Annotated in this window: 15 protein-coding genes; 12 read left to right on the top strand and 3 right to left on the bottom strand. The window is 56.6% G+C overall.

What is annotated here, in order from left to right; genetic code table 11:
- Positions 1–32: 32 nt before the first annotated feature.
- The 4 genes from MOQ06_RS16440 (at position 33) to feoC (ending at position 5,489) form a co-directional block, all read left to right on the top strand.
- Positions 33–2,363, top strand: coding sequence for a Tex family protein (locus tag MOQ06_RS16440; RefSeq protein WP_176611162.1), 2,331 nt, complete (start codon positions 33–35; stop codon positions 2,361–2,363).
- A gap of 298 nt (positions 2,364–2,661) precedes the next feature.
- Entirely contained in the window at positions 2,662–2,889 is a 228-nt protein-coding gene (gene feoA / locus MOQ06_RS16445; RefSeq protein ID WP_003861611.1) for a ferrous iron transporter A, read from the top strand.
- Positions 2,890–2,919: 30 nt separating this feature from the next.
- The gene (gene feoB, locus MOQ06_RS16450) at positions 2,920–5,238 is read left to right on the top strand and encodes a Fe(2+) transporter permease subunit FeoB (protein WP_242173973.1); all 2,319 of its coding nucleotides are present in this window, start codon (positions 2,920–2,922) and stop codon (positions 5,236–5,238) included.
- An 11-nt stretch (positions 5,239–5,249) separates the two neighbouring features.
- Complete coding sequence (feoC, locus tag MOQ06_RS16455) at positions 5,250–5,489, top strand: [Fe-S]-dependent transcriptional repressor FeoC (RefSeq protein ID WP_148420581.1); 240 nt, start codon at positions 5,250–5,252, stop codon at positions 5,487–5,489.
- Here the strand turns inward: feoC and bioH are convergent.
- The gene (bioH, locus tag MOQ06_RS16460) at positions 5,461–6,243 is read right to left on the bottom strand and encodes a pimeloyl-ACP methyl ester esterase BioH (protein WP_242173975.1); all 783 of its coding nucleotides are present in this window, start codon (positions 6,241–6,243) and stop codon (positions 5,461–5,463) included. The two genes, feoC and bioH, sit on opposite strands and share 29 nt — an antisense overlap.
- Before the next feature lie 36 nt (positions 6,244–6,279).
- On the opposite strand from bioH, the gene gntX reads away from it, so the two are divergent.
- From gntX to MOQ06_RS16495, 7 genes are all read left to right on the top strand, one after another.
- Positions 6,280–6,960 carry a DNA utilization protein GntX gene (gene gntX / locus MOQ06_RS16465; RefSeq protein WP_242173977.1) on the top strand — a complete coding sequence of 227 codons (681 nt, stop codon included), beginning with the start codon at positions 6,280–6,282 and terminating at the stop codon, positions 6,958–6,960.
- A gap of 61 nt (positions 6,961–7,021) precedes the next feature.
- Positions 7,022–7,597, top strand: a complete 576-nt coding sequence (gene nfuA, locus MOQ06_RS16470; protein WP_003861601.1) for a Fe-S biogenesis protein NfuA — start codon at positions 7,022–7,024, stop codon at positions 7,595–7,597.
- A gap of 306 nt (positions 7,598–7,903) precedes the next feature.
- Positions 7,904–9,220, top strand: coding sequence for a gluconate transporter (gene gntT / locus MOQ06_RS16475; protein WP_193356538.1), 1,317 nt, complete (start codon positions 7,904–7,906; stop codon positions 9,218–9,220).
- A 160-nt stretch (positions 9,221–9,380) separates the two neighbouring features.
- Entirely contained in the window at positions 9,381–9,638 is a 258-nt protein-coding gene (locus tag MOQ06_RS16480; RefSeq protein ID WP_242173979.1) for a hypothetical protein, read from the top strand.
- Between the two features lie 2 nt (positions 9,639–9,640).
- Positions 9,641–10,480 carry a DUF4123 domain-containing protein gene (locus MOQ06_RS16485; RefSeq protein WP_242173981.1) on the top strand — a complete coding sequence of 280 codons (840 nt, stop codon included), beginning with the start codon at positions 9,641–9,643 and terminating at the stop codon, positions 10,478–10,480.
- 3 nt (positions 10,481–10,483) lie between these two features.
- Positions 10,484–11,005 (top strand): DUF3304 domain-containing protein, encoded by a 522-nt coding sequence (locus MOQ06_RS16490; protein ID WP_242173984.1) that lies wholly within the window; start codon positions 10,484–10,486, stop codon positions 11,003–11,005.
- Positions 11,005–12,792, top strand: a complete 1,788-nt coding sequence (locus MOQ06_RS16495) for a DUF2235 domain-containing protein (RefSeq protein ID WP_242173986.1) — start codon at positions 11,005–11,007, stop codon at positions 12,790–12,792. The genes MOQ06_RS16490 and MOQ06_RS16495 overlap by 1 nt, the downstream gene beginning before the upstream one ends.
- A 52-nt stretch (positions 12,793–12,844) precedes the next feature.
- On the opposite strand, the gene malQ is transcribed toward MOQ06_RS16495, so the two are convergent.
- Positions 12,845–14,926, bottom strand: coding sequence for a 4-alpha-glucanotransferase (malQ, locus tag MOQ06_RS16500; protein WP_148420577.1), 2,082 nt, complete (start codon positions 14,924–14,926; stop codon positions 12,845–12,847).
- A 9-nt stretch (positions 14,927–14,935) separates the two neighbouring features.
- A complete protein-coding gene (gene malP, locus MOQ06_RS16505; RefSeq protein WP_242173988.1) occupies positions 14,936–17,329 on the bottom strand; it encodes a maltodextrin phosphorylase in 2,394 nt (797 codons plus the stop codon).
- A gap of 574 nt (positions 17,330–17,903) precedes the next feature.
- On the opposite strand from malP, the gene malT reads away from it, so the two are divergent.
- The gene (gene malT / locus MOQ06_RS16510) at positions 17,904–20,609 is read left to right on the top strand and encodes an HTH-type transcriptional regulator MalT (protein WP_148420575.1); all 2,706 of its coding nucleotides are present in this window, start codon (positions 17,904–17,906) and stop codon (positions 20,607–20,609) included.
- Positions 20,610–20,651 lie beyond the last annotated feature (42 nt).

Below are 20,651 nucleotides of genomic sequence, written 5' to 3' on the forward strand. Positions count from 1 at the left end.
CCCTGATTTTCGATCCACAAGATGAACTGACCATGATGAAAGAGTCGCTCTGCCGCATTATTGCGGGTGATATTCAGGCCAGAGCCGAACAGGTAGAAGCTGCCGTTCGCCTGCTTGATGAAGGGAACACCGTGCCGTTTATTGCACGTTATCGTAAGGAAGTCACCGGCGGTCTGGATGACACGCAGCTGCGTAACCTGGAGACGCGTCTGGGCTATCTCCGCGAACTGGAAGACCGACGTCAGGCGATCCTCAAATCTATCGGCGAGCAGGGCAAGCTGACCAGTGAACTGGAACAAGCCATTAACGGCACCCTGAGCAAAACCGAACTCGAAGATCTCTATCTGCCGTACAAACCGAAGCGCCGCACGCGCGGGCAGATTGCGATTGAAGCAGGCCTTGAGCCGCTGGCCGACCTGCTGTGGAACGATCCGTCTCACGACCCGGAAACCGAAGCCGCCAGATTTATCGATGCCGACAAAGGCGTGGCGGACACCAAAGCCGCGCTGGACGGTGCACGTTACATCCTGATGGAGCGCTTCGCCGAAGACGCCGCGCTGCTGGCCAAAGTGCGTGACTATCTGTGGAAGAACGCGCATATCGTCGCCACCGTGGTGGCCGGCAAAGAGGAAGAAGGCGCGAAATTCCGCGACTACTTCGATCATCACGAACCCATTTCAACCGTACCGTCTCACCGCGCGCTGGCGATGTTCCGCGGCCGTAACGAGGGCGTACTGCAACTCTCCCTGAATGCCGATCCGCAGTTTGACGAGCCGCCAAAAGAGAGCCACTGCGAGCAGATCATTATCGATCACCTCGGCCTGCGCCTGAACAACGCTCCGGCGGACAGCTGGCGCAAAGGCGTGGTGAGCTGGACCTGGCGCATCAAGGTGCTGATGCATCTCGAAACCGAGCTGATGGGCACCGTGCGCGAGCGCGCCGAAGACGAAGCAATCAACGTCTTCGCCCGTAACCTGCACGACCTGCTGATGGCCGCCCCCGCTGGCCTGCGCGCCACCATGGGTCTCGATCCGGGTCTGCGTACCGGCGTGAAGGTGGCCGTGGTTGACGGTACCGGCAAGCTGGTTGCCACCGACACCATTTACCCGCACACGGGCCAGGCAGCGAAGGCGGCGACGGTCGTGGCTGCGCTGTGTGAAAAATATAACGTTGAGCTGGTCGCCATCGGTAACGGTACGGCCTCCCGCGAAACCGAGCGTTTCTACCTCGACGTGCAGAAGCAGTTCCCGAAGGTAACGGCGCAGAAAGTGATCGTCAGCGAAGCGGGAGCGTCGGTCTATTCCGCCTCCGAGCTGGCGGCACAGGAGTTCCCGGACCTGGACGTTTCCCTGCGCGGTGCGGTCTCTATCGCCCGTCGTTTGCAGGATCCGCTGGCGGAGCTGGTGAAGATCGACCCGAAATCCATCGGCGTGGGCCAGTATCAGCACGACGTGAGCCAGACGCAGCTTGCGCGTAAGCTGGACGCGGTGGTGGAAGACTGCGTAAACGCCGTCGGCGTGGACCTGAACACCGCGTCCGTCCCCCTGCTGACCCGTGTAGCCGGTTTAACCCGCATGATGGCGCAGAACATCGTCGCCTGGCGTGATGAGAACGGTCAGTTCCAGAACCGCCAGCAGTTACTGAAGGTTAGCCGCCTGGGGCCAAAAGCGTTTGAGCAGTGCGCGGGCTTCCTGCGCATTAACCACGGCGATAACCCGCTGGATGCCTCTACCGTTCACCCGGAAGCGTACCCGGTTGTGGAGCGTATTCTGGCCGCCACCCAGCAGGCGCTGAAAGATCTGATGGGCGATAGCAGCGCGCTGCGTAACCTTAAAGCCGTGGATTTCACCGACGAACAGTTCGGCGTGCCGACGGTCACCGACATCATCAAAGAGCTGGAAAAGCCGGGCCGCGATCCGCGTCCCGAGTTTAAAACCGCGACCTTTGCTGACGGCGTGGAAACCATGAACGACCTGCTGCCGGGCATGGTGCTGGAAGGCGCAGTTACGAACGTCACCAACTTTGGCGCGTTTGTGGATATCGGCGTGCATCAGGATGGTCTGGTGCATATCTCATCCCTCGCCGACAGGTTCGTGGAAGATCCACATACCGTGGTCAAAGCGGGCGACATCGTGAAGGTGAAGGTGCTGGAAGTGGATCTCCAGCGCAAGCGTATCGCCCTGACCATGCGTCTGGACGAGCAGCCGGGTGAAACCAACGCGCGCCGAGGCGGTAACGGCGGTGGCCGCGAACAGCAGCGTCCGGCAGCGAAGGCCGCGAAGCCGCGTGGACGTGACGCTCAGCCGGCCGGTAACAGCGCCATGATGGATGCGCTGGCGGCGGCAATGGGTAAGAAACGCTGACCTCTCCCCTCACCCCGGCCCTCTCCCCTCTGGGGAGAGGGTTAGGGTGAGGGGAATAAATCATCTCGTAATATATGAAACCGATTGCATATCCATATTTAAACCACTAGTTATCACTCCGTTAACAAATAAATTTATTATCCCCTTCCGCGTAATTCCGTAAATATTGAGCAAGGTCAATCTGACCGCAAATTAATACGTTTAACAACATCCCGTCACATTTTTATTATTGCTGATAAAAACTATTCTCATTATCATCGCAGTGTAGATTATTTAACCTCTCGTGGAATCAGGCGCTATGCAATTCACTCCAGACAGTGCGTGGAAAATTATCGGTTTTACCCGTGAGATAAGCCCGGCCTACCGGCAGAAGCTGCTGTCACTGGGCATGCTGCCCGGCTCATCGTTCCAGGTGGTGCGCGTGGCGCCGTTGGGCGATCCTGTTCATATCGAAACCCGACGCGTAAATCTGGTTCTGCGTAAAAAAGACCTCGCATTAATTGAAGTTGAATCTCTATCCCGTTAACAAGCCAGCGGTTTTGGTGGGTCTAATACAATGAAAAAATTAACTATTGGCTTAATTGGCAATCCTAATTCCGGCAAGACAACATTATTCAATCAATTAACCGGCGCGCGCCAGCGAGTGGGAAACTGGGCAGGCGTAACGGTTGAACGTAAAGAAGGCCAGTTCACGACGACAGACAATCAGGTCACGCTGGTTGATTTGCCGGGAACCTATTCACTCACCACCATTTCTTCCCAGACCTCACTCGATGAGCAGATCGCCTGCCACTATATTCTGAGCGGCGACGCGGATCTGCTAATCAACGTGGTAGATGCCTCCAATCTCGAGCGAAATCTCTATCTCACGCTACAGCTGCTGGAGCTGGGTATTCCCTGCATCGTGGCGCTTAACATGCTCGACATCGCAGAGAAGCAAAAGCTGCGCATCGACGTCGATGCCCTCTCCGCTCGTCTGGGCTGCCCGGTGGTTCCGCTGGTTTCTACCCGCGCGCGCGGCATTGACGCCCTGAAGCTGGCAATTGACCGCCACACGGGCAACGCCGACGTTGAGCTGGTGCACTACGCGCAGCCGCTGCTGCGCGAAGCCGGCCAGCTGGCGCAGGCGATGGACAACGCCATGCCTGCCAGACAGCGCCTGTGGCTTGGCCTGCAAATGCTGGAAGGGGATATCTACAGCCGCGCCTACGCAGGCGATGCGGCGGATAAGCTGGACGTTGCGCTGGCTCGCCTGAGCGACGAGCTGGACGATCCCGCTCTGCATATTGCGGATGCCCGCTATCAGGCCATCGCCGCGATCTGCGACGTGGTCAGCAACGCGTTAACCGCGGAGCCCAGCCGCTTTACCGCCGCAGTGGATAAAATCGTGCTCAACCGGTTCCTCGGTTTGCCGGTCTTTTTACTGGTGATGTACGTGATGTTCCTGCTCGCCATTAACATCGGCGGTGCACTGCAGCCGATCTTTGATGGCGGCTCTGTCGCTATTTTCGTGCACGGCATTCAGTGGCTGGGCTACACCCTCCACTTCCCGGAATGGCTGACCATTTTCCTTGCCCAGGGGATCGGCGGCGGTATCAACACCGTCCTGCCGCTGGTGCCGCAAATCGGCATGATGTACCTGTTCCTCTCCTTCCTTGAGGATTCCGGCTACATGGCGCGCGCGGCCTTCGTAATGGATCGCCTGATGCAGGCGCTGGGGCTGCCGGGCAAATCCTTCGTGCCGCTGATTGTCGGCTTTGGCTGTAACGTGCCGTCGGTAATGGGCGCCCGTACGCTGGATGCACCGCGTGAACGCCTGATGACCATCATGATGGCACCGTTCATGTCCTGCGGCGCGCGTCTGGCAATCTTCGCGGTCTTTGCCGCGGCGTTCTTTGGTCAGGAAGGGGCGCTGGCCGTCTTCTCCCTGTATGTGCTGGGTATCGTGATGGCTATCCTCACCGGCCTGATGCTGAAGCACACCATCATGCGCGGCGAAGCGTCGCCGTTCGTGATGGAGCTGCCGGTTTACCACGTTCCGCATCTGAAGAGCCTGGTAATACAGACATGGCAGCGCCTGAAAGGCTTTGTGCTGCGCGCCGGTAAGGTGATTGTGGTGGTCAGCATTTTCCTGAGCGCCCTTAACAGCTTCACCCTGAGCGGCCAGGCGGCAGATAACATTAATGATTCTGCGCTTGCCTCCGTCAGCCGGATTATCACCCCGGTCTTCAAACCGATTGGCGTTCAGGAAGACAACTGGCAGGCAACCGTGGGCCTGTTCACCGGCGCGATGGCAAAAGAAGTGGTGGTCGGCACCCTGAACACGCTCTACACCGCTGAGAATATTCAGGACGAGGAGTTTAATCCGGCAGCGTTCCACCTCGGTGATGAACTGCTCGGCGCGGCGGAAGAGACCTGGCAGAGCCTGAAAGACACCTTCAGCCTGAGCGTGCTGGCGAACCCGATTGAAGCCAGCAAGGGCGACGGCGAAATGGCGACCGGAGCAATGGGCGTGATGGGCCAGAAATTCGGCAGCGCGTCGGCGGCCTACAGCTACCTGATCTTCGTCCTGCTCTATATTCCGTGCATCTCGGTGATGGGGGCCATCGCCCGCGAGTCCAGCCGCGGCTGGATGGGCTTCTCCATTCTGTGGGGGCTGAACATTGCCTACTCGCTGGCGACCGTGTTTTACCAGGCCGTTAACTACGGGCAGCATCCGCGCTACAGCCTGGTCTGTATCCTGGCGGTGATCCTGTTTAACGTGATGGTGATTGGCCTGCTGCGCCGGGCGCGTAGCCGCGTTGACGTCAACCTGCTGGCGACGCGCAAAACCCCAACCACCTGCTGCTGCAGCCCTGCGGGCGACTGTCACTAAGGGGCAAACGGATGGCAACGTTGATTCAGGTACGTGACCTGCTGGCGTTACAGGGACGAATGGAGGCGAAGCAGCTCAGCCTCAGCCTGCATACGCCGCAGCCGATGATCGATGCCATGCTGGAAAGGCTGGAGGCGATGGGAAAAGCCGTGCGCATTCAGGAAGAGCCGGACGGTTGTCTGTCCGGCAGTTGTAAAAGTTGTCCGGAAGGTAAAGCCTGCCTCAGGGAGTGGTGGACGCTTCGCCAGTAAAGGCGGACAGCGCCGAACAAAACTCAGCAGGATGAGAGATGAACGGCGCGTGTGCCGCTTTGGCAACCACCAGCGACTGGCTCTCCGGCCACAGCGCGTCCAGCAGCGGAACCACCTTGCGCGGCACCAGCCCATCCAGATAGCCATAAATACGCAGATGCGGTACCGCCAGCGACGCCAGCGGCTCGCGCAGATCGACCGTCTTCAGGATCTCCAGCCCACCGTTCAGCACGTCAACTTCCGGCATCGGCAGGGAAAGCACCGTCTGTTTCAGCGCCCGCGCGTCCTGCCGGGCGGTCTCCGTCCCCATAGTTTGTAGCGCCAGAAAACGCTCCACCGTCCGCTGGAAATCTTCGCTCAGCTGGTGCTGGAATCCGGCCAGCACCTCAGGCTTGATGCCCGGCCACGCCTCGCGGGCGCTGAAGCACGGTGATGAGGCCACCGTCACCAGCGCCTGAACCCGCTCAGGATGGTTCAGCGCAATCTGGCTTGCCACCAGCCCGCCCAGGCTCCAGCCGAGCCAGACGGCTTTTTGCGGCGCGGCATCCAGAACCTGCTCCGCCATCTCGTCGAGCGTCATCGCGCCGTAGCCGTGGCTACGGCCATACCCCGGCAGATCGACCAGATGTACCGTGAACTGCGAGGCCAGTTCCTCACTTATGCAACGCCACACTTCGGCGTTCAGTCCCCATCCGTGCAGCAGCACAAGATGACAATTTCCCGTCCCTACGGTCTGCCACCACAGCGTCTTCATCAGTTAACGTTCTCTTTTTTCACATGGAGGTTACGTATGCTAACAGTGCCCGGCTTGTGCTGGCTATGCCGAATGCCGCTTGCGCTAAGCGCGTGGGGCGTCTGTTCCGTCTGCACGCGAGCTGTGGGCTGCCTGAAGGGCTGCCCGCAGTGCGGCTTGCCTGCCGTCAGCCAGACGCTCCCCTGTGGACGATGCCTTAAAAAAGCGCCGCCGTGGAGCGCGCTGGTGGCGGTGGATGATTACGTTTTACCGCTGAGCCGTCTGATTCATCAGTTCAAGTTTTCCAGCCAGAGCGCGCTGGCGCAGCCGCTGGCACGCCTGCTGTTACTGGCGGTACTTCAGGCGCGGCGAACGCGCGGACTGCCGCAGGTCGACGCGATCGTGAACGTGCCGCTCTTTCAGCGTCGCCACTGGCGGCGCGGCTACAATCAAAGCGACCTGCTGTGCCGTCCGCTCTCCCGCTGGCTGGGATGCCGCTACCCAGCCTCTGCGCTGACGCGCGTCCACGCCACCGCCCTTCAGCACCGGCTCAACGCCCGGTCGCGCAAAAGGAACCTGAAAAACGCCTTTCGCCTTGAATTGCCGGTTAGCGGCCTCCATATCGCGATTGTGGATGATGTCGTCACGACGGGCAGTACCGTTGCTGAACTTTCCCGACTGCTTTTGCAAAGCGGCGCCGCGTCAGTTCAGGTATGGTGTCTGTGCCGTACCTTGTAGCCCTTCTTCAATGGGCGTATGATTATACCCAGGTAATTTAGTCAACTATTAGGCCAAAGCTATGATCCGTATTTCCGATTCTGCACAAGCGCACTTTGCCAAACTGCTGGCAAATCAGGAAGAAGGGACGCAGATCCGCGTGTTTGTGATCAATCCAGGCACTCCGAATGCAGAATGTGGTGTCTCGTATTGTCCTCCGGACGCTGTGGAAGCAACCGACACTGCCCTTAAATTTGAGCAGCTCACCGCTTACGTCGATGAACTGAGCGCGCCGTATCTTGAAGATGCGGAAATCGACTTTGTCACCGACCAGCTGGGTTCTCAGCTGACCCTGAAGGCACCGAACGCGAAAATGCGTAAAGTGTCTGACGATGCGCCGCTGATGGAGCGCGTGGAGTATCTGCTGCAGTCCCAGATCAACCCGCAGCTGGCGGGCCACGGCGGTCGCGTTTCCCTGATGGAAATCACCGAAGACGGTCTGGCTATCCTGCAGTTCGGCGGCGGCTGTAACGGCTGCTCCATGGTCGATGTCACCCTGAAAGAAGGGATCGAGAAGCAGCTGCTGAACGAATTCCCTGAGCTGAAGGGCGTACGCGATCTGACCGAACACCAGCGTGGCGAGCACTCTTACTACTGATTTAGTGCCCGTTCGTATTGCCCGGTGGCGCAACGCTTACCGGGCCGCCCTCCTCGTGCCTCCCGCCTCTATATGTTGACCTGCGTCGCATAATTTAAATTTTGCCATCCTGGGTGATTCTCAACCGCTCTATGTTACCCGTATCATTCCCATGGGCACTCAACACCCTTATAACAGCCGACTAAACTTAACGGTTTCGCAGGCATCAGTATGAGTGCCGTTATCGCTCTGTTCCCAGTTGGGACAACCGGAATTTGTCGTTGAAACAATGACGTTACCCATAACAATTCAAAGGCCAGGTCAATCATGCCATTAGTCATCGTCGCTATCGGTGTTGTGTTATTACTGCTCTTGATGATCCGCTTCAAAATGAACGGATTTATCGCTCTGGTTCTGGTGGCACTTGCAGTCGGTCTGATGCAGGGAATGCCGCTGGTTAAGGTTATCAGCTCCATTAAAGCCGGCGTCGGCGGTACGCTCGGCAGCCTGGCGCTGATCATGGGCTTCGGCGCCATGCTCGGTAAAATGCTGGCGGACTGCGGGGGCGCACAGCGTATCGCCACCACGCTGATTGAGAAATTTGGTAAGCAGCACATTCAGTGGGCGGTGGTGTTAACCGGCTTTACCGTCGGCTTCGCGCTGTTCTATGAGGTGGGCTTCGTGCTGATGCTGCCGCTGGTGTTTACCATCGCCGCCGCCGCCAACATCCCGCTGCTGTTCGTGGGTGTACCAATGGCAGCAGCGCTGTCCGTGACCCACGGCTTCCTGCCGCCGCACCCGGGCCCAACCGCTATCGCCACCATTTTCCATGCCGATATGGGTAAAACCCTGCTGTTCGGTACGATTCTGGCGATCCCAACGGTTATCCTGGCCGGCCCCGTTTATGCCCGCTTCCTGAAAGGCATTGATAAGCCGATTCCTGAAGGGCTGTACAGCGCCAAAACCTTCACCGAAGAAGAGATGCCTGGCTTTGGCGTCAGCGTCTGGACCTCGCTGGTGCCGGTGATCCTGATGGCGATGCGTGCCGTAGCGGAGATGGTTCTGCCAAAAGGCCACGCGTTCCTGGCCGTTGCCGAGTTCCTGGGCGACCCGGTGATGGCAACGCTGATTGCGGTGCTGATCGCCATGTTCACCTTCGGGCTTAACCGCGGTCGCTCCATGGATCAGATCAACGACACGCTGACCTCATCCATCAAAATCATTGCCATGATGCTGCTGATTATCGGCGGTGGCGGTGCGTTCAAGCAGGTGCTGGTCGACAGCGGCGTGGATAAATACATCGCGGCCATGATGCATGAAACCAACGTGTCGCCGCTCCTGATGGCCTGGTCTATCGCCGCGGTTCTGCGTATCGCGCTGGGCTCTGCAACCGTTGCGGCAATCACCGCAGGCGGTATCGTTGCGCCGCTGATCGCCACAACGGGCGTCAGCCCTGAGCTGATGGTTATCGCGGTAGGTTCCGGTAGCGTGATTTTCTCCCACGTGAACGATCCGGGCTTCTGGCTGTTCAAAGAGTACTTCAACCTGACTATCGGTGAAACCATCAAGTCCTGGTCAATGCTGGAAACCATTATTTCGGTGTGTGGTCTGGTCGGGGTGCTGCTGCTGAATATGGTGGTCTGATGTAAAAAAGCCGGGTGGCGCTGACGCTTACCCGGCTTGATTTTTAGTCATTATCTTTACCCATGCTTTTTCAGAATTTGACTCCTGTTTCAGCCATTTACAGCACTGTCACTCCATGCAACCATCCTGATTTAACCACTCTTTGAATCAGGTTTTTGTTATGGATAACCGGCTGACGCTTTTCGACGGACAGACCCGCTCTACCCTGGAGATAAACAACTCCCCCGTCACGCCCGACGTGCTGATGAAATACGCCACCCTGCGGCAAACGAAGCGGACAATGGCGGCGGCTCCGGTCAACATGCCATTACCCATTCCATTACTTTCCGGTCAGTATCCACCGCTTAACGAAACGTTCTGCATTGAGTACCTCCTCAATACTATCAAAACCAATGATGCTATCGTGCAAGGAGCATAACTATGGATACGACTGCAATATTTCAGGCATTGCCCGATGATAAGAATGTGCATATTTATTTGCTGTTTGAAGCAGGGGGGCAGCCACTTGACGAGTTTCAGATATTTCGCTCGGAACATGCTGCTTCAATGTATTCTCTGTATCTCCACCCACAACTGAAAGAACTCCAGGAATACGGCCCATGGCTGCTGGAGGTGGATGATCGAACTCATTTGTCCGGTTATCTGGATGTACTTCCGGGAATTGTGGGCATTATTGTTGCTCACCGGCACCTCTCTTCCATCGCGATTCAGCTTTCCAGAGGCTGCACTGTTGTGAAGCCGGATAATCACACTTCACTGTTGCGTTTTTATGCACAGCATGTTCTCAGCATTCTGGCTTTATCAGCAGATAGCGAGTGGCACGCGTTTTTATTTCGGGATATCAGGCAGTGGTGGATACCAGGGAAAGAGGCATGGAAACCACTCACCATTCCTGCCTCTGTTGCTTTAAACCCCAAGGATAATATTGTTCGCCTGGATAAGAAGTCCTGGCAACAGATAGCGGATAAACCGGAAGTCAGCAGCGTATTAGCACAATGGCAAAAGATGCCTTCAGGCCAGCATTTACCTCCCTGCGTTCAGCGTGACATGGTGATTAAGGCACTTGGAAAAGCGAAGGTAGCCGGTTTAACCGAGGGGGCAGAATGCAAAATTTACGCACTTTATTACCTTAATGGCGGAAAAAAAGTCCTTGAATCAGAAGAGATGCAGGTTTCATTACGTAACGTGAGTGATGGAAAAATATCGCTTAAACAAGTACTAACTAATTTACCGCCTGAAGATGGTACTGAAGGAAAATAAAAAATGGGATTTTTTAAAACTTTCGAAAATATTGATAAGGCCGTAAACCGGGGCTATGCCCGCTGGGGAAAATGGATTTGGGGAACGCTGCTGGCAGTCGTGCTGGCATATGGTGGCTGGTTAATCTGGGCATCTATCTGGGGACCGCCCACCGGAGGCGTGACGTTAATTATTCACAGCGAAATAGACAGACCCATTCTGGGGTTTAGCGTGCATGGTGTGGGGGGTTCGAACGCGTTTGCCCATGGTGGTGGTGGTGCTACCTGTTGCGGCAATATCAGCGGGAAAACGGCGGAAGTTATATGGACATTAAGCACAACCCGCGATCAGTACGATGCAGGTCTTCGTAAAGAAAAACGTCGTGTTGTGATGCCATTGCCGGAAAGGAAGTGGGGAGAGAATGACTTGCATGTCCATTTTTTACCTGGTGATAAAGTATTACTGGGCTGGAGTGATAACGCCTGGTCACCTTATGAAAAACGTCCTGATATATCTGGTAAGACCGCAACGCAGGAGCATAACTGATGGATATCGAAACTATTATTGCTGCCGCCAGCCGCGCACAACAGGCAGATGATGCCGGGTTGGGGAATTGCTCCCGCATCTGGCATGTGGGTTTCTTTTTTGATGGCATTCATCGCAATATTGATCAGGATGCACCAGAGCACCGCCTTAGTAATGTGGCTCGTTTATTCAGGTCCTTTCCTGATCAAAAACAAGAGACCTCCCTAGCTAGTTATTCTAAGTATTATATTTCGGGTCTCGGCACACCATTTAATGAGGAATTAGCTGAGAAACTTCATACCATAATGGATAGCGCACAAACCTCTGTGCAGGGTGATTTGAAAGAACAACCGAAAGAGATGGCGAAAGATGCGGGTCTTGATCTTTTGAAAGGTGGCGACTGGTGGGAAATTCTAAAAGACTCAGGGAAAAAACTGATAAACCCCAGTGAGTGGAAAAAACTGGCGGTTGATACCGCGAAAAGCACAGCAAAAAAAGTCAGTATCGAGGCAACGCCCTGGCTACGTGATAACCCCACTATTGCAGATATGTTAGTCACGGGCGTCGATACCCGAATAAATTCGGCTAAATTACGTTTTGAACGTTTCTTTGAACAAAAGAAAAGAAATAGCCCGGTTCCCGTCAAACTGATCTCTATTTCGCTATTTGGCTTCGATCTTGGTGCGACGCTCGCCCGTAAATTTATTGATATGCTACTTAGCGATATTTGCCAGAAACAGGGTGATAAATATACCTATCAGGGGATCCCCGTAGATATTATTTTTACCGGCTTATTTGATTGCGCCCGCCATACACCCGCCAGTAATAATAATAGCGTGGACTGGTTTGTTTCTGCATTGGGTGGCCCCGTAAAAGGCGTGAGCGTTCTGCTGGGCGATAAATCTATTGATCAGCAGTCGGCATTGCCTGATATGGTTAAAAACGCGCTACATCTGGTGGCGGCTCATGAAAACCGACCATGGCGTAGCCTCTATTGCCTGGGCGGGAACAATAATAATCATCAGGAAGAGCTGTTACCCGGCTGCGCAGAAGATGTAGGGGGTGGCCTGAAACCAAATGAGCAAAAATCGAGTACAGAACTTTGCCGGGTAGCGCTTCACAAAATGTATCGTACGGCGACGATGGCAGGCGTTCCTTTCCTGGATTTACAGACACTTGATCAAACAGATACCGATGTTGCCACCTACTTCGTCATGCAGGATAACGTTAAGAATAAATCCGTCGCACAGTGGACAAAGATTTACCAGCGAGCCGTACCTTTTAAAACCGTCAGTACTGGTGCGCAAAACCAACATCTGGACAGTTATATCGAGTGGCTGGGACGGCAATATTATCAATACCGCAGCGAATGTATTAAATATGAAAAGCAGCGCGGGGATATTTTAGCGTCCGCCGGTGCATCTGCCGGTATGCTGGGAATATCACCACAGGCCAATGGAACGGCGAGCCAGTTTCAAGATGAAATTGATGTATTAAAGAAAAACTGGGGCTGGCTGGAAGATGTCCATGCCGCCGCAATAAGAATGAAAAACAACATGGAAAACAATCCGTCAGACAAGCGCCTCCAGATTGTGCCTGCGGTATACGGTCCAGCTTTAAGAAGAGCAAAAAGATTTCTCGACTATGCGCAGGCTGCCTGGCGTAGCTTGCCACTACCATTACCACTGGATACAGCCCCGCCAGAGATGTATGCCTGGTTTATTCACGATCGGCAAAGTATGGAGAAATGCGGGGGAATATCGCAGGACTTCCTGGTTATTCGTTCTATGGAAAATCCTGAAGCCTAATCCCTGCACCACAGGGCCGGTTAACGGCGCTGTGGTGCTCGTCAAAAAGGATTCACCGCTTCTTGCCCACCGCCCTTCTGCGCTTATCCAGATCCTTAATCAGCCTGTTTACCCCGTCATCGGCAAACATCTTCTCAAGCGTTGTGGACAGCTTGCGGCGCCAGTTCTTGTACTGATAGCTGGTTCCCGGAATGTTCACCGGCTCCGCCATATCAATCCAGTCTTCCGGCTGCAGGCCGAGTAAGGCGCTGTTGCTGTCGGCAATGTAGCGCTGTAAGCCACGGTTAAGCGTTGGGGTCATCGACATCAGCGACGCCTTATGCCCGGCGCGCTTCGGCAGACAGCCATGCTTGTGCAGCGCGTCCAGCAGCCCCTGCTTCGCCAGCTCGCGATCCTGATACAGGCCGCGAAGGACCTCTTCATCAGGATAAAGGCCCAGCGTTTTGCCAAGGGTCAGGTCACCGCTTTCCCAATAGCCACGAAGCGTAGGAAGGTCATGCGTCGTCGCGACTGCCATTGACTGCTCAGGGTACGCTTTCGGCGCGCGGAAGGTTTTCTCATGGTCGTTTTCAAAATAGAGCACTTTGTAGGAGTAGACGCCGCTGTCGCGGAGCTTGCTGACAATCTCCACCGGCACGGTACCGAGATCTTCACCGATCACCATGCACTGGTGACGTTTGCTCTCCAGCGCGAGGATCGACAGGAGATCGTCAACCGGATACTGCACGTACGCCCCGTGGTCTGCCGTTTCGCCGTACGGGATCCACCACAGACGCAGCACGGACATCACGTGGTCGATACGCAGCGCGCCGCAGTTCTGCATGTTAGCGCGCAGCAGGTCAATAAACGGCTCGTAGGCGCGCGCCGCCATGACGTGCGGATCCATCGGCGGCAGGCCCCAGTTCTGACCGAGCGGGCCAAGGATATCCGGCGGCGCACCGACGGAGGCCTTCAGGCAGTAAAGCTCACGATCGCACCAGGTTTCCGCGCCGCCTTCCGCCACGCCCACGGCCAGATCGCGATACAGCCCGATCGGCATCTTATAGCCCTGGCTCACCTGCCAGCAGGCGGCAAACTGGCTGTACGCCAGCCACTGCAGCCAGAGATAGAAATCCACCTCGTCGGCGTGCGTTTCACAGAACGCCTTCACTTCCGGGGTATCAACGGACTGATACGCTTTCGGCCATACCGGCCAGCCCCAGCGCATCTCGTCCTCCTGCACCTGATAAGCGTGCAGCGCATCAAACGCCGCCTGCCAGTAAAGGCTCTCGCCTTCCTGCATCACAAACTGGCGGAAGGCTGCCATCTGCTCGTCGTCACGCTTCGCAAAGCCCTTCCACGCCAGACGCAGGGCCGCCATTTTCAGGGCGGTAACGGTGGCGTAATCAACCCAGTCCGCGTCGCGAGCCTGTTTCAGCATGTGCTGCGTGGTCTCAAGCTTCCACCAGGCCTGCGCCTCTTTGCTGTTTTTAAAATCCTCTAACGCGTTAACGTCGATGTAAATGACGTTCAGCCAGCGACGGGAAGAGGGGCTGTACGGGCTGGCGCTTTCCGGGTTGGCCGGATAGAGCGCGTGGATCGGGTTAAGGCCGATAAATGCCCCGCCGCGCTCGCCAACGTCCACCAGCATCTTTTTCAGATCGCCGAAATCGCCGATGCCCCAGTTGCTGTCCGAGCGCAGGGTGTAGAGCTGCACGCAGGCCCCCCACAGCTTTTTGCCTTCGAGCAGCGCCTGCGGCTCATAGCAGCGCTTTGGCGCCACGATCACCCGGCAGTGAAAACGCTGGTCGTCCCGGGTGAGCGTTAAGGTGTGGTAGCCCTCCGGCAGCTTCGCCGGAAGGTTAAGCGTTTTGCCGCCGGTGGCCTGGCCTTTGTGCTGATGCCCCTCTTCGGTAGTGAGCAGCCAGCTGAACTCGCCGCGCCCTTCCACCGCCAGCGGCATCTTTTTGCCTGCGGTAAAGACCTTCACGTTCGGCACCGGCGCAGCCGACGCTTTCGCGTCGGTTTTGTGCATGGCATCCAGCAAACGTCGTTTGGTATCCGCACCAATTGACTGCGGTTTGCCGTGCGCGTTGATGTAACTGAGGCTAATTCCCGCCGCCTGCGCGGCACTGTCCAGACGTTTACTCTCCATCGCGCTTCCTTAGCGTTTTGCCTGCCAGATACGGGCCTGATAATCACGGATTGAGCGGTCAGAGCTGAACATGCCGCAGCGCGCGGTGTTCAGGATGCACGCGCGGGTCCACGCTTCCTGGTCGCGATAGAGCACGTCGACCTGCTTCTGCGCTTCAAGGTAAGCCGTGAAGTCAGCCATGACCAGGTACGGGTCGCCGCCCTGTTTGTCCATGCTGTGCAGCATCTGGTCAAACGCGTGCCTGTCGCCATCGCTGTACTTACCGCTTTCCAGCTCTTTCAGCACCGCATCCAGCACTTTGTCTTTTTTACGCCATTTCACCGGGTCGTAACCTTTGGCTTTGATGGCTTTCACTTCTTCAACAGTATGGCCGAAGATAAAGATGTTCTCTTCACCGACCTTCTCCGCGATTTCAACGTTCGCGCCGTCCAGCGTGCCGACGGTCAGGGCGCCGTTCAGCGCCAGCTTCATGTTGCCGGTACCGGACGCTTCTTTACCGGCGGTCGAAATCTGCTCAGAGATATCCGCCGCCGGGATCAGCATCTCAGCCGCAGAGACGCAGTAGTCCGGCAGGAACACCACCTTCAGCTTGTCGCCCACCTTCGGGTCGTTGTTGATCGCCGCCGCCACTTTATTAATGGCGAGGATAATGTTTTTCGCCAGGTAATAGCCCGGCGCCGCTTTCGCACCGAACAGGAACACGCGCGGCACGCGGTCGGCCTGCGGGTTCTCACGGATCTCTTTATACAGCGCGAGGATGTGCAGCAGGTTCAGGTGCTGGCGTTTGTACTCGTGCAGGCGCTTGATCTGGATGTCGAAAATCGCATTCGGGTTGATGACAATCCCGGTACGCATTTTCACAAACTCCGCGAGACGAACCTTGTTCTCCCGCTTGATGGCGCGGTACTCTTCGCGGAACGCTGCGTCGTCAGCGTATTTTTCCAGGTTAATCAGCTGGTCCAGATCGTTGGCCCACTCTTTCTTGAGGGTTTTATCCAGCAGACCGGCCAGCAGCGGGTTGCACTGCTTGATCCAGCGACGCGGCGTAATGCCGTTGGTCACGTTGTGGAATTTGGTCGGCCACAGCTGGTGATATTCCGGGAACAGATCCTTCACCACCAGATCCGAGTGCAGCGCGGCCACGCCGTTTACCGCAAACCCGCTCACCACGCACATGTTCGCCATGCGTACCTGCTTGTCGTACACCACGGCCAGCTTCGCCCAGACGGCCTTATCGCCCGGCCAGGTTTTCTCCACCAGCGTTTTGAACCGATCGTTAATCTTATTGATGATCTGCATATGGCGCGGCAGCAGCGTTTTCACCAGCTTCTCATCCCAGCACTCCAGCGCTTCCGGCATCAGGGTGTGGTTGGTGTAGGCGAAGGTGCGGCTGGTGATTGCCCAGGCGTCGTCCCAGCTCAGCTGATGCTCGTCGATCAGCACGCGCAGCAGTTCCGGAATGGCGATGGTTGGGTGGGTGTCGTTCAGCTGGATGACCTCGAAGTCAGGCAGCTGCGCCAGCGTGCGGCCCGCCAGGTGGTGGCGGCGCAGAATGTCCGCCACGGAGCAGGCGCACTGGAAGTACTGCTGCATCAGACGCAGCTTTTTGCCCGCCAGATGGTTGTCGTTCGGGTAGAGCACTTTGGTCAGCTTCTCGGCGTCGATACCCTGCTGCTCGGCGCGCAGGAAATCACCGTCGTTGAATTTGGTCAGGTTGAACGGATGCGCGTGCTTCGCCTGCCACAGTCGCAGCGGCTGCGCCACGCCGTTACGGTAGCCGAGCACCGGCAGATCCCAGGCTTCGCCGGTGAGGGTGAACGCCGGCTCCCAGAGGCCCTGCTTCGTGACTTTACCGCCAATCCCTACCTGCACGTCCAGCTGCGCGTTGTGGCGGAACCACGGATAGGTATTGCGGTGCCAGTCGTCCGGCGCTTCCATCTGGTGACCGTCGGCAAACGACTGACGGAACAGGCCATACTGATAGTTCAGGCCATAGCCAATGGCGGACTGGCCCACCGTAGCCATGGAGTCCAGGAAACAGGCTGCCAGACGTCCCAGACCACCGTTGCCCAGCGCCGGATCAGTCTCTTCTTCGAGCAGATCGGTCAAATTAATGTCGTGTTCTTTCAGCACATCACCGACGTCCTGATACCAGCCAAGGTTCAGCAGGTTATTGCCCGTCAGGCGACCAATCAGGAACTCCATCGAGATGTAGTTGACGTGGCGCTGGCCTTTAACGGGCTTCGCCACGGGCTGAGCATCCAGCTGCTCTGCGAGCGCCCCGCTCACCGCCTGCCACCACTGGTGCGGCGTCATCTCGCTTGCAGCTTGAAGGCCAAAACGCTGCCACTGACGCGTCAGGGCAGCCTGAAATTGAGCTTTGTTGAAAGTAGGCTGTGACATAGGGAATCGGCATCCTGTAGAGAGAAAACACATTTGGCGCTAGTGTGCCTGGCTCATTGCGCCTCTTCCTCCTCCTGTCGGGGATTAGGCAGGGAGGAGTAGCGGGGATGAGCATAAAAGTGTGATCGAGGCCACTCTGTGAGTGTGCTTTGCGGGAAAAAAGATATCCCGGAAGCGTGTCAAAAAAATGAAATGCGGTTTCGGGGGAAATTAATCCTCCCTGAAATGATTACTTACCTGGAATAATATTTTCGGACGCGGAGGATATTTAAGTACCGCGATGAAGTCCCTGAAACGTTACCCTGACTTTATTAACTTTTCCGTCATTATCTCTTTCTGAAACCAGTTTCAGCGAAGCCTTTCTCCACGCATTCAAACCAGCAGCGGCGCGGCATCCAGCCCTGAATGAGAAAGTTCCAACATTCCGGATAATGTTTTGTGACACAGTGCAAATTCACGGGTACAAAACCCAGACATAACTTGCAATAGTTCCTTTATTGGCCGAACTTATAGGCATTAATTACGAAGCGCAAAAAAAATAATTTCTCTCGTTCCCCACAGTGAAGTGAAAACTATGTTGATTCCGTCCAAATTAAGTCGCCCGGTTCGTCTTGACCATACTGTGGTCCGCGAGCGCCTGCTGGCTAAACTTTCCGGCGCGCATAATTTCCGACTGGCGCTGGTTACGAGTCCTGCAGGTTATGGAAAGACAACGCTCATTTCACAATGGGCGGCAGGCAAGAGCGATCTCGGCTGGTACTCCCTTGACGAAGGGGATAACCAGCAGGAGCGTTTTGCCAGCTATTTAATTGCCGCTATTCAGCAGGCAACCAACGGACACTGCGTCACCAGCGAAGTGATGGTGCAAAAGCGCCAGTACGCCAGCCTGTCCTCCCTTTTCTCGCAGCTGTTTATCGAGCTGGCCGAATGGCACCGTCCGCTGTACGTGGTGATTGATGATTACCATCTGATAACTAACCCGGTTATTCACGAGTCGATGCGTTTCTTCCTGCGCCACCAGCCGGAAAATCTGACGCTGGTCGTGCTGTCGCGTAACCTGCCGCAGCTGGGCATTGCCAACCTGCGCGTGCGCGATCAGCTGCTCGAAATCGGCAGCCAGCAGCTGGCTTTTACCCATCAGGAAGCGAAGCAGTTCTTTGACTGCCGTCTGACCTCTCCGATTGAAGCGTCTGAAAGCAGCCGCCTGTGTGATGATGTTGCTGGCTGGGCCACGGCGCTTCAGCTGATTGCCCTGTCCGCCCGGCAAAACAACAGCCCGACGCACCAGTCCGCGCGTCGCCTGGCGGGAATCAACGCCAGCCACCTGTCGGATTATCTGGTTGACGAGGTACTCGACAGCGTCGATCTCACTACCCGCCACTTCCTCCTGAAAAGCTCCCTGCTGCGCTCCATGAACGATGCGCTGATTGTGCGCGTCACCGGCATTGAAAACGGCCAGCTTCAGCTTGAAGAGATTGAACGTCAGGGTCTGTTCCTGACGCGGATGGACGATCCCGGCGAATGGTTTAGCTACCATCCGCTGTTTGGCAGCTTCCTGCGCCAGCGCTGCCAGTGGGAGCTGGCCGCTGAGCTGCCTGAAATACACCGCGCCGCCGCCGAAAGCTGGATGGCGCAAGGTTTTCCGAGCGAGGCTATCCACCACGCGCTGGCTGCCGGTGATGCCGGTATGCTGCGCGATATTCTGCTCAACCACGCGTGGGGGCTGTTCAACCACAGCGAGCTGACGCTGCTGGAAGAGTCGCTAAAAGCGCTGCCGTGGGAGAGCCTGCTGGAAAACCCGCGCCTGGTGCTGCTCCAGGCCTGGCTGATGCAGAGCCAGCATCGCTACAGCGAAGTGAACACCCTGCTGGCGCGCGCCGAGCAGGAGATGGAAAGCGAGATGGATGCCACCCTGCACGGCGAATTTAACGCCCTGCGTGCGCAGGTGGCGATTAATGACGGCGATCCGGACGAAGCTGAACGGCTCGCCATGGTCGCCCTGGATGAGCTGCCGCTGGCGAATTTCTACAGCCGCATTGTGGCCACCTCGGTGCACGGCGAAGTCCTGCACTGTAAAGGCGACCTCACGCGTTCGCTTTCACTGATGCAGCAAACCGAACAGATGGCGCGCCGCCACGATGTCTGGCACTACGCGCTGTGGAGCCTGATCCAGCAGAGCGAGATTTTGTTTGCTCAGGGGTTCCTGCAGGCCGCCTGGGAAAACCAGGAAAAAGCGTTCCAGCTAATCCGCGACCAGCATCTTGAGCAGCTGCCGATGCATGAGTTCCTGCTGCGCATTCGCGCCCAGCTGCTGTGGGCGTGGTCGCGGCTGGATGAAGCAGAAAGCTGCGCCCGTCAGGGTGTGAACGTGCTTTCCAGCTTCCAGCCGCAGCAGCAATTGCAGTGCCTGGCCCTGCTGGTGCAGTGCTCGCTGGCGCGCGGCGATCTGGATAATGCCCGTAACCATCTTAACCGCCTTGAAAACCTGCTCGGCAACGGTCAGTACCATAGCGACTGGGTATCCAACGCCGATAAGGTCCGGGTGATTTACTGGCAGATGACCGGCGATAAAAAATCCGCCGCAAACTGGCTGCGTCAGACGCCAAAACCGGCGTTTGCCAATAACCACTTCCTGCAAAGCCAGTGGCGCAATATCGCCCGCGTGCAGATCCTGCTTGGCGACTTTGAGCCTGCCGAGATCGTGCTGGAAGAGTTAAATGAAAACGCCCGCAGCCTGCGCCTGATGAGTGATTTGAACCGTAACCTGCTGCTGTTAAACCAGCTTTACTGGCAGGCGGGACGTAAAAGCGACGCCCAGCGCGTGCTGCTGGAAGCGTTGCAGCTGGCGAACCGCACCGGGTTTATCAGCCACTTTGTGATTGAGGGTGAAGTGATGGCGCAGCAGCTGCGCCAGCTGATTCAGCTCAACACGCTGCCGGAACTCGACCAGCATCGCGCCCAGCGCATTCTGCGCGAGATCAACCAGCACCACCGCCACAAGTTTGCGCATTTCGATGAGAACTTTGTTGAACGACTGCTGAACCATCCGGAAGTACCGGAGCTTATCCGCACCAGCCCGCTCACCCAGCGTGAATGGCAGGTGCTGGGGCTAATCTATTCCGGCTACAGCAACGAGCAGATTGCCGGCGAGCTGGCGGTGGCGGCGACCACCATCAAAACGCACATTCGCAATCTGTATCAGAAGCTGGGCGTGGCGCACCGTCAGGACGCCGTGCAGCATGCGCAGCAGCTGCTGAAGATGATGGGGTACGGGGTCTGATGCCCTCACCCCGGCCCTCTCCCTTCGGGAGAGGGAGAATGG

The sequence above is a fragment of the Enterobacter sp. I4 genome, from assembly GCF_022669095.1.
In the GTDB taxonomy this organism is placed as follows: Bacteria; Pseudomonadota; Gammaproteobacteria; order Enterobacterales; family Enterobacteriaceae; genus Enterobacter; species Enterobacter pasteurii.